Source organism: uncultured Lactobacillus sp., from assembly GCF_948948975.1.
GTDB lineage: Bacteria > Bacillota > Bacilli > Lactobacillales > Lactobacillaceae > Lactobacillus.
Map to the genome: position 1 here is coordinate 58,887 of NZ_CARBVX010000010.1, position 7,934 is coordinate 66,820.

Below are 7,934 nucleotides of genomic sequence, written 5' to 3' on the forward strand. Positions count from 1 at the left end.
TTAGTTTGTTCCTTTCAAAAACATATCCTCTAGATCTTCTTGGTAATCTTCAATTACTGTAGGTATATCATTTATAAACTCAATGACATTATCACCAAATTCATCAAAAAGTTTTTCATTTATGTTATCAATTATAACGGCAGCCATTAAATGATGCTCTTTAAGATATTTGTTTAGGTCTTTTCCCTTTAAAAGCAAAATTATGGTGGACATCTCTTCTGAGCTCAACCCATAGTCTTCCTGTTCATTATCTACAATAGCTTCTTCAAGTTGTTCCTTTTCTTCTTGCTCAGCTTGAAGTTCTTCTTCAGTCAATAAACTGTCTCGTGTTCCCGCTGCATCCTCTCGAATTGTAGATAACTGTGACAAGTTAAATTCAATTTTAGGCTGTTTTAATTTTTGTTCCTCTATTCGATACTCTTCAATTCCATCCTTAATAGCTTTAAGATAATGTTTCTCTATTTTTCTAGGTTTTAAATTTCGTCCCAAATTAAAACGTAATCTTATTTCGCGATCTACTTCATGCAAAAAATTACCCATAATACTTTTTTGACCAGTCAGTCCCCAGTAAGACTCACAGTACCAGGTATCTTTTTCTTTATCATAAAAATATTTTCTAATTTGATCAATTTCATAGCTAGTTGTTTGTGGCTCTAGCTCATGATTAAATACAGCAGCTGAAAATAGTTGAATTGTCATCTGATTCTTATAAGCAACATAACTAGTAAAAAAATCAAATCCATCATTACGTAAATCTAAAATTTTGTGCCAAATTAGAACTAAAAGATATTCAAATTTTTCTATACTCTTTTTATATAAGGGGCAATTGCAAATCTTATAATTAGATAACTTGATTAAGTTTTCTGCAACTTCGTGACTAGAAAATTGATCTGGATATAGCAAACGTTCATACTTTTTATCATTATCTTGTTCTTTAACAAAAAACGTATTATTTGCTTTATTTATATTATAGAAAACAATATAATCACGAATCCATCTTTCAAGATAAGCTCCTATCTCCGGTGAAAATCTTTGCGCATAATTTTTATTAAAGTTAATTAACTTATCTAATCCTTCTTCTGGATCCTTAATTCCAATCCCGTTTAGTAATTCATACAAATAAATGTAGGCATATGAATCTGAAATTTTCTCATAAATATTTTGTCTAATTTTAGTACGCCAAGTAAAATACGTTCTTGCTTGCCCCACTGTTAAGTCATGGTAAGTTGGATAATATCGTAAGAAAGATTGGCGTCCTTCATAGTCATCTTCGTATGAAGCCATTAATTTACCCTGTAAATAAAAATTTTTTTCTCTACGAATAAATCCTGGTAAAGAATATTGATAAGACTCAATCATATTTTTTATTTCTTTAGGAACAAACCGGGTATCTTCAAAATTCAAATTAATTTTTTCTTCTGTAGAGTTTGTTTCTTCTCGAGGTGTACTAGAAGATCTTTTCCAATTTTTAAAGTCTAATTTTTGCTCATGATAGACACTTTCTTCACCATTTTTAATAGGATCATCGGAAATATAAATTAATTTTTCGGGATTAGGACGTTTATTGGACATAAGAGCGATTTTAAAAGCATATTCCAACGCTTTTTTTATTTTTTGATTACTTAACCCTAAGCTAACTTCAACCCACTTAGCTTCTTTTATTAAGGATGAAGCTGAAAAGCCGGGTAAGTCTTTAATTGTTCCTGCAAAATCTCCGCAATTAATATTTAAACTTTTATTTCTAGGATCTAAATTTAAAAGAGCAAACCAATTTTTAGTAATCGGTGAACTAAAAGCTACCAAATTAGGATTGTCTTTAACTTCACTAATACTGTTTTTTCCAAAATGTCGTATAGCATAACTTAATAATTCATCGGTATTCATGGCCCCGCTCCTTTCGAACATATATTCTACTATATTTTTATTTATCTAGCCACGAAGGTACAATAAAAAAACGCTTAAACTATAATGATTTCAACGCCTTTAAATAGATTCATTATTTTACTTGGTTAATAACATTAATTCCATTTAAGCTGCGAGGATAGCCAATAAATGGAACATTAGCTAAAACAACTTTAGTTAAAAATTGTTGATCATTCCCTAGACCTACATTAGCTTTTGCGTGAGCCAACAATTGTGATTCACATCCTCCTTGAGCAGCTAAGTAACAAAAAGTTACCATTTCTCTCTCTTTATCATCTAGGCCATTTCGGGTGTAATAATCTCCAAAGCAATTATTAACCACTTATTAATAGTTCCTTTTTTAACAAAATCTTTCATTTGTGATCCAAATAATCTAATTTGAGTTTCTTCACCTTTTTCAAGACGATTTTTCATAGTAGCGGTAGCTTGACTAGGTAATGGCAATTTAATACCACGATTGAGCAAAACTTGATTTGTTGCTTCAAAAAATGGTATCACACGTCCCAATCCTAAATAATCAACTGCTTGATAGATTACTTCTTTTGCTTCAACCGGACTTACTCCATTATCAAGAGCAACTGGAAGCATTAAACGATATTCTTCTAGGCCCTGCATCCCTAACAAATAGGCTAAATTAGATAATAATTTTATTTTATTTGGTAAGTCTATATCATCTTGTACTTCCTCAAAAGTAAAATGACTAATTCTTTCCCAACCTTCAGGATCATTTGCCTTTAAAACTACTTTATATGCATGCAAAAACATACTATTAAAGCATAGATTTATAAATAACATTATAGTAACTAGTGTTATCATTTTATCTAATATGTTCACATATATATTTATCAAACCATTAGTTATTTCAAACCTATACGCTTTTTTTATAAAATAACATCTTTTTCTTGAAACTATAAGTATTAAATTTTATAGTAAAGATGATTAAGTTAATAGAAAGATTTCAGGAGGTATATTGTTATGACAGATTATGCAAAAAGAGAAATGAAAGCATTAGACAGAATTGCTAAGAAGATTTCAGATGCAGAAAGTCACTTAACAAAGATTGAAGATAGTATTGATGATAAGAAACATCGCACCGCTCAACATGAAACAATTAAGGATATTAAATCAATTCTTAAGCACGCAAGAAAAGTCGACAAAGACGAAGACAAAATCGAAGAGTTCAAAGGTGAAGGTCCTAAAGATTCAACCGAAAACCACTACGTCTATGAAGAAGAAGAAGAACCTGTTATCAACGATCTAAAGAAGGACTTCGCAGAATTAGATGACAAACTTGCTAAGTTAAATGACTTCAACGGTGGAGATATTGATGCTTTCAGAACTGAACACCACTATCTTGAAAAGGCTCAAGACATCTTGAAGAAAGCCGGCAAATTAAATTAGTCTAATTTACAGTAATATTTTAATTTACATACATACTCTGAACCTTATAATTTTTCATAAGATCCACATTAAAAGGAATACAAAATCATAATTTGATAATGTATTCCTTTTTTATTTTTCAAAAATTAATCTAGTCTAACTAAAAAGGGAGGCAATACATTGCTTCCCTTTTTACGTGCGAATTCATATTAATATTTTAAGAGAGATACGAAAAAATTAAGCTTCAATACCCTTTCCAGTGTAGGTTTCTTTCATTAGATTCTTAATTTCACTAATTAATAAAGCAGAAGGATTTGTTACAACGTTTTGGTCGCCATAAGCTTCAACGGCCATGTTTTCTACCTTATTATTAAAATCAGCTTCACTAATTCCATTAGCTTTAAGGCTTAACTTCATCCCAACAGCATGTCCTAATTCAACAACTTTCTTGATTAAAGCATCAATTAGTTCTTGGTCGCTATTTCCTTTTAATCCCAGACTACGTGCAATTTCTGCATAATCTTTATCAGCTCTAAAAGTTGCGTAATGCGGACGCATAGCAAGTTTTCTAGGCTTTTTAGAATTGAATCTAATTACATATGGCATTGCAATAGCGTCACTTAAGCCGCTTGGAATACCAAACTCAGATGATTCCGTATGAGCAATTGCATGTCCTACACCTAAGAATGCATTCGCATATGCCATGCCAGCTAAAGTAGCTGCATTGTGCATTCTACTTCTAGCACTTTGATCACCATTATATGACTTCTCTAAGTTTTCAAAAATCAACTTGATCGCTTCCATCGACCAGCCACGAGTAAAATCAGTAGCCATAGTCGAAACATAACTTTCTACTGCATGAGCTAATGCTTCAAAACCAGAACGAGCAATTAATTCCTTTGGCATAGTTTCTACAAACTGATCGTCAACGATGGCAACATCAGGGTTTAAAGAATAATCACAGAGAGTGTGTTTTATTCCTGTCTTATCATCCTTGATAATTGAAAATGGTGATACTTCTGAACCAGTTCCCGAAGTAGTTGGAATACATACTAATTGAATAGCGTTATATTTTGGAAATCTTACTGTTCTTTTTCTGATATCTAAAAATTTTGAATACGCATCTTCAAAACTCATATCTGGATTTTCATAGAACAAGCGCATTGCCTTAGCAGCATCCATTACAGATCCACCACCAATAGCGATCACAACATCCGGCTTAAAGATATTCATTCGGTGAACGCCATCAGCAATTATATCAGTATCTGGATCCTTAGTTACTGCTTGAAAGACCTCATAGCTCTTTTTACCACGCCGTTGACTAATAATATCAGTAATTTCGTTAATGTATTTGCTGGCTACACCTTCATCAGTCACAATGAAGAATCTTTCAACATCAGGCATGTGCTTTAAATAATTTGCTGCATTATGTTCAAAATATGTCTTCTTTGGCACCTTAATCCATTGCATGTTATCACGACGTTTTGCAACTGTCTTAATGTTAAGTAAATCTCGAGCACCAATATTATGTGAAAAAGTATTAGCACCGTATGACCCAGTTCCCAAAGTAAGAGAAGGGAGCATATTATTGTATAAGTCACCAACACCCCCAACTGAGGCTGGAGAGTTAACCAAAATACGACATGCATCCATTTTCATTGAAAAATCATCAATTACTTTTTCATCTTGAGAATGAACTCCCGCAGTATGACCACGACCACCATAATTTAGAAGATCGGTACAAATCTTATAGGCATCCTCATGATCCTTAGCTTTATACATGGTAAATACTGGAGAAAGCTTTTCAGCAGATAAAGGATACTTTTTACCCACACCCTTGTATTCTGCAATAATTACCTTAGTATCTTTTGGCACATCTACTCCACATAATTTTGCAATTTGATAAGCTGAACGCCCAGCAACTGGGCCAGCAACAGTTCCTCTCTTAGGATCAATGAACTTTTCTTCAAACTTCTTAATTTCATCTGGCTTTAAGAAGTAACAATTCCAAGACTTAAATTCATCTTTTACTTCGTTGTAAATATCTTCGTCAACTACTACAGAATTTTCAGAAGAGCAAATCATACCATTATCAAAAGTCTTGGAGAGAACAATATCGTAAACGGATTCTGGAATATTGGCGGTCTTTTCAATATATGAAGGACCATTACCTGGACCAACACCGATTGCAGGTTTACCAGATGAATAAGCGGCTTTAACCATTCCAGGACCACCAGTAGCTAAAATTGTTTGAACATTTGGATGATTCATTAAGGTACTGGTTGCTTCAAGACTTGGATATTCAATCCATTGAATTGCGTCCTTAGGGGCACCAGCTTTAATTGCTGCTTCACGAATAATTTCACCAGTTTTTACACAACTCTTTTGTGCTTGTGGGTGAAAGCCAAAGATAATAGCATTTCTAGTCTTTAAAGCAAGCATAGCTTTAAAAATCACAGTTGAAGTGGGGTTAGTAACTGGAGTTACGCCTGCAATTACACCTTTAGGTTCCGCAATTTTAACCAATTGCTTTTCTTTGTCTTCTTCAATAATACCAACAGTTTTTTCATGCCGGAGACTATTCCAAATGTTTTCACTAGCAAACATATTTTTAATAGTCTTATCTTCTACAATTCCACGGCCAGTTTCTTCAACAGCCATTTTTGCAAGTAAATAACTATTTTGTTCCCCAGCACTTGCGATAGCTTCGCAAATTTTATCAACTTGTTCTTGATCAAAATCGGCCATCTCATCTAAAGCAACATGGGCTTTTTTTACGTAGCCATCAATCATTTTATTTACATCAATTGCTGTTTCTTCTTTTGTCGCCTTTTTATCTTGCACCATTTAATTGGGCCTCCTACTCGGAAATCTAGGCATATCTTTTTGAACAATGACAGTATAGTCCTTATATCCAACACTTGTAAATGACTTTGTGCATCTTTTTACAAATTCACAATATGATAAAAAGTAAGAAATAACTGTTCTCAATAATGTTATCGGTTACATTTATTGGAATATTGAAAAATATTTCACAATATCATTTAGTTACTTTTTAATTCATAACCTTATAAAAAATCTTAAAAACTATACGTTTTAGCAGTTCTCATAGATTTTTATGTTAAAATTTTAATAAACTATGAAAGGAGTTTTATATTTTAATGTCAAAAAATAGCTCAGAATCATCTGAGGTCAAAACTATGAAACGGAGTTTGACAAATGCACATATTCAACTAATCGCATTAGGAGGAACAATTGGAACAGGACTATTTCTAGGAGTTGGAAATAGTATTGAACTAGCTGGTCCTGCAGTAATTTTTATCTATTGCTTAGTTGGATTCTTCCTCTTTCTGTTAATGAGAGCACTCGGAGAACTGATACTTTCCGATATTAAGAAAAATACTTATATTGATTTTATTTCAGAATATTTAGGAAAAAGTATTGGAACAACAACAGGATATTTATATTGGTTCAGTTGGTTGACTCTCGCTATGGCAGAAATTACCGCCCTAGGGATTTATTTTCAATATTGGTGGCCCAACTTGCAAAGTTGGATTCCTGGATTAATTACTTTATTAGTACTATTAGCTATTAATCTAATTTCAGCACGGGTATTTGGAAACTTAGAGTTTAGTTTTGCAATTATTAAAATTGTAACAATTATTGCATTTGTTATTCTGGTCTTCTACCTATTAATTACAAATTCGTCAACAAAGTATGGGCATGTTAGCTGGAATAACATGATGATTGATGGTGGTATTTTCGCCAAAGGTCCAAAAGGCTTTTTATTAGGTTTTCAAATGGTAATCTTTAGTTTTATCGGTGTTGAATTAATTGGTTTAACTGCTGCTGAAGCTAAAGAACCAAAGAAAACTATTACACGTGCGATTGATCAACTGCCCGTTCGAATTATTTTATTTTATGTGCTTGCTATTTTCAGTATCCTATTAGCAATTCCTTGGACAAAGGTTTCAACTTCAAGTTCACCATTCGTCCAAGCATTAGGTGCAACAGGAATAAAAAATGCAGGTTCAATAATTAACTTTGTTGTTATAAGTGCAGCCATTTCATCAACTAATAGCTTTATCTATAGTGCGGGCCGTTTATTATTTTCAATAAATTACAATGGTAAAAACAAAATAAGTAAGCATTTAGGTAAGTTAGATCATCGACAATTACCTAAAAATGCTTTAATATTCTCAACAGTTTTAATTGCATTAGCACCCCTCCTAAATCTCTTTTTAAAGGATGCTTTTACCTTTATTTCTGCCACGGCGACCAGTATGTTTTTATTAATTTGGTCAATTATGATCGTGACTCATATGACTTACCGTAAAAAGACACCAAGAAATGAACTTCCAACATTTAGAATGCCGTTATATCCAATATCAGATATAGCAGTACTAACATTTTTTATAGCAATGATTATTGTGTTACTAATATTTCCAAATTATCGAATCCCGATGATAAGTGCAGGAATAATTTTTACAGTTTTAGTATGTATAACCCACTTTATACAGAAAAAAGGAATTAATATTAAATCCTCTAGTTAAGAAAACTAGAGGATTTTTTCATGAAAAATAATAACTATACAAAAAAGGAAGAATAAAGATAATTCTTCATTCTTCCTT

Annotated in this window: 4 protein-coding genes and 1 pseudogene; 2 read left to right on the forward strand and 3 right to left on the reverse strand. The window is 32.4% G+C overall.

Translation table 11 applies throughout. The features are described 5' to 3' along the window. Positions 1–1,884, reverse strand: coding sequence for a TerB N-terminal domain-containing protein (locus Q9R40_RS05510; RefSeq protein ID WP_304676852.1), 1,884 nt, complete (start codon positions 1,882–1,884; stop codon positions 1–3). A gap of 112 nt (positions 1,885–1,996) precedes the next feature. Beyond that, positions 1,997–2,688: pseudogene (locus Q9R40_RS05515) on the reverse strand (carboxymuconolactone decarboxylase family protein). Positions 2,689–2,898: 210 nt separating this feature from the next. On the opposite strand from Q9R40_RS05515, the gene Q9R40_RS05520 reads away from it, so the two are divergent. Next, positions 2,899–3,324, forward strand: coding sequence for a hypothetical protein (locus tag Q9R40_RS05520; RefSeq protein ID WP_004897911.1), 426 nt, complete (start codon positions 2,899–2,901; stop codon positions 3,322–3,324). A 216-nt stretch (positions 3,325–3,540) separates the two neighbouring features. Here the strand turns inward: Q9R40_RS05520 and adhE are convergent, their stop codons facing one another. Beyond that, complete coding sequence (gene adhE, locus Q9R40_RS05525; protein WP_304676855.1) at positions 3,541–6,150, reverse strand: bifunctional acetaldehyde-CoA/alcohol dehydrogenase; 2,610 nt, start codon at positions 6,148–6,150, stop codon at positions 3,541–3,543. 314 nt (positions 6,151–6,464) lie between these two features. On the opposite strand from adhE, the gene Q9R40_RS05530 reads away from it, so the two are divergent. Continuing rightward, complete coding sequence (locus Q9R40_RS05530; RefSeq protein ID WP_297940850.1) at positions 6,465–7,856, forward strand: amino acid permease; 1,392 nt, start codon at positions 6,465–6,467, stop codon at positions 7,854–7,856. Positions 7,857–7,934: the final 78 nt, after the last annotated feature.

Excerpts from the sequence above, each read along its gene's own strand:
- Q9R40_RS05510 (WP_304676852.1), bottom strand. The coding sequence starts at position 1,884 with ATGAATACCGATGAATTATTAAGTTATGCTATACGACATTTTGGAAAA.
- Q9R40_RS05520 (WP_004897911.1), top strand. The coding sequence starts at position 2,899 with ATGACAGATTATGCAAAAAGAGAAATGAAAGCATTAGACAGAATTGCT.
- Q9R40_RS05530 (WP_297940850.1), top strand. The coding sequence starts at position 6,465 with ATGTCAAAAAATAGCTCAGAATCATCTGAGGTCAAAACTATGAAACGG.
- adhE (WP_304676855.1), bottom strand. The coding sequence starts at position 6,150 with ATGGTGCAAGATAAAAAGGCGACAAAAGAAGAAACAGCAATTGATGTA.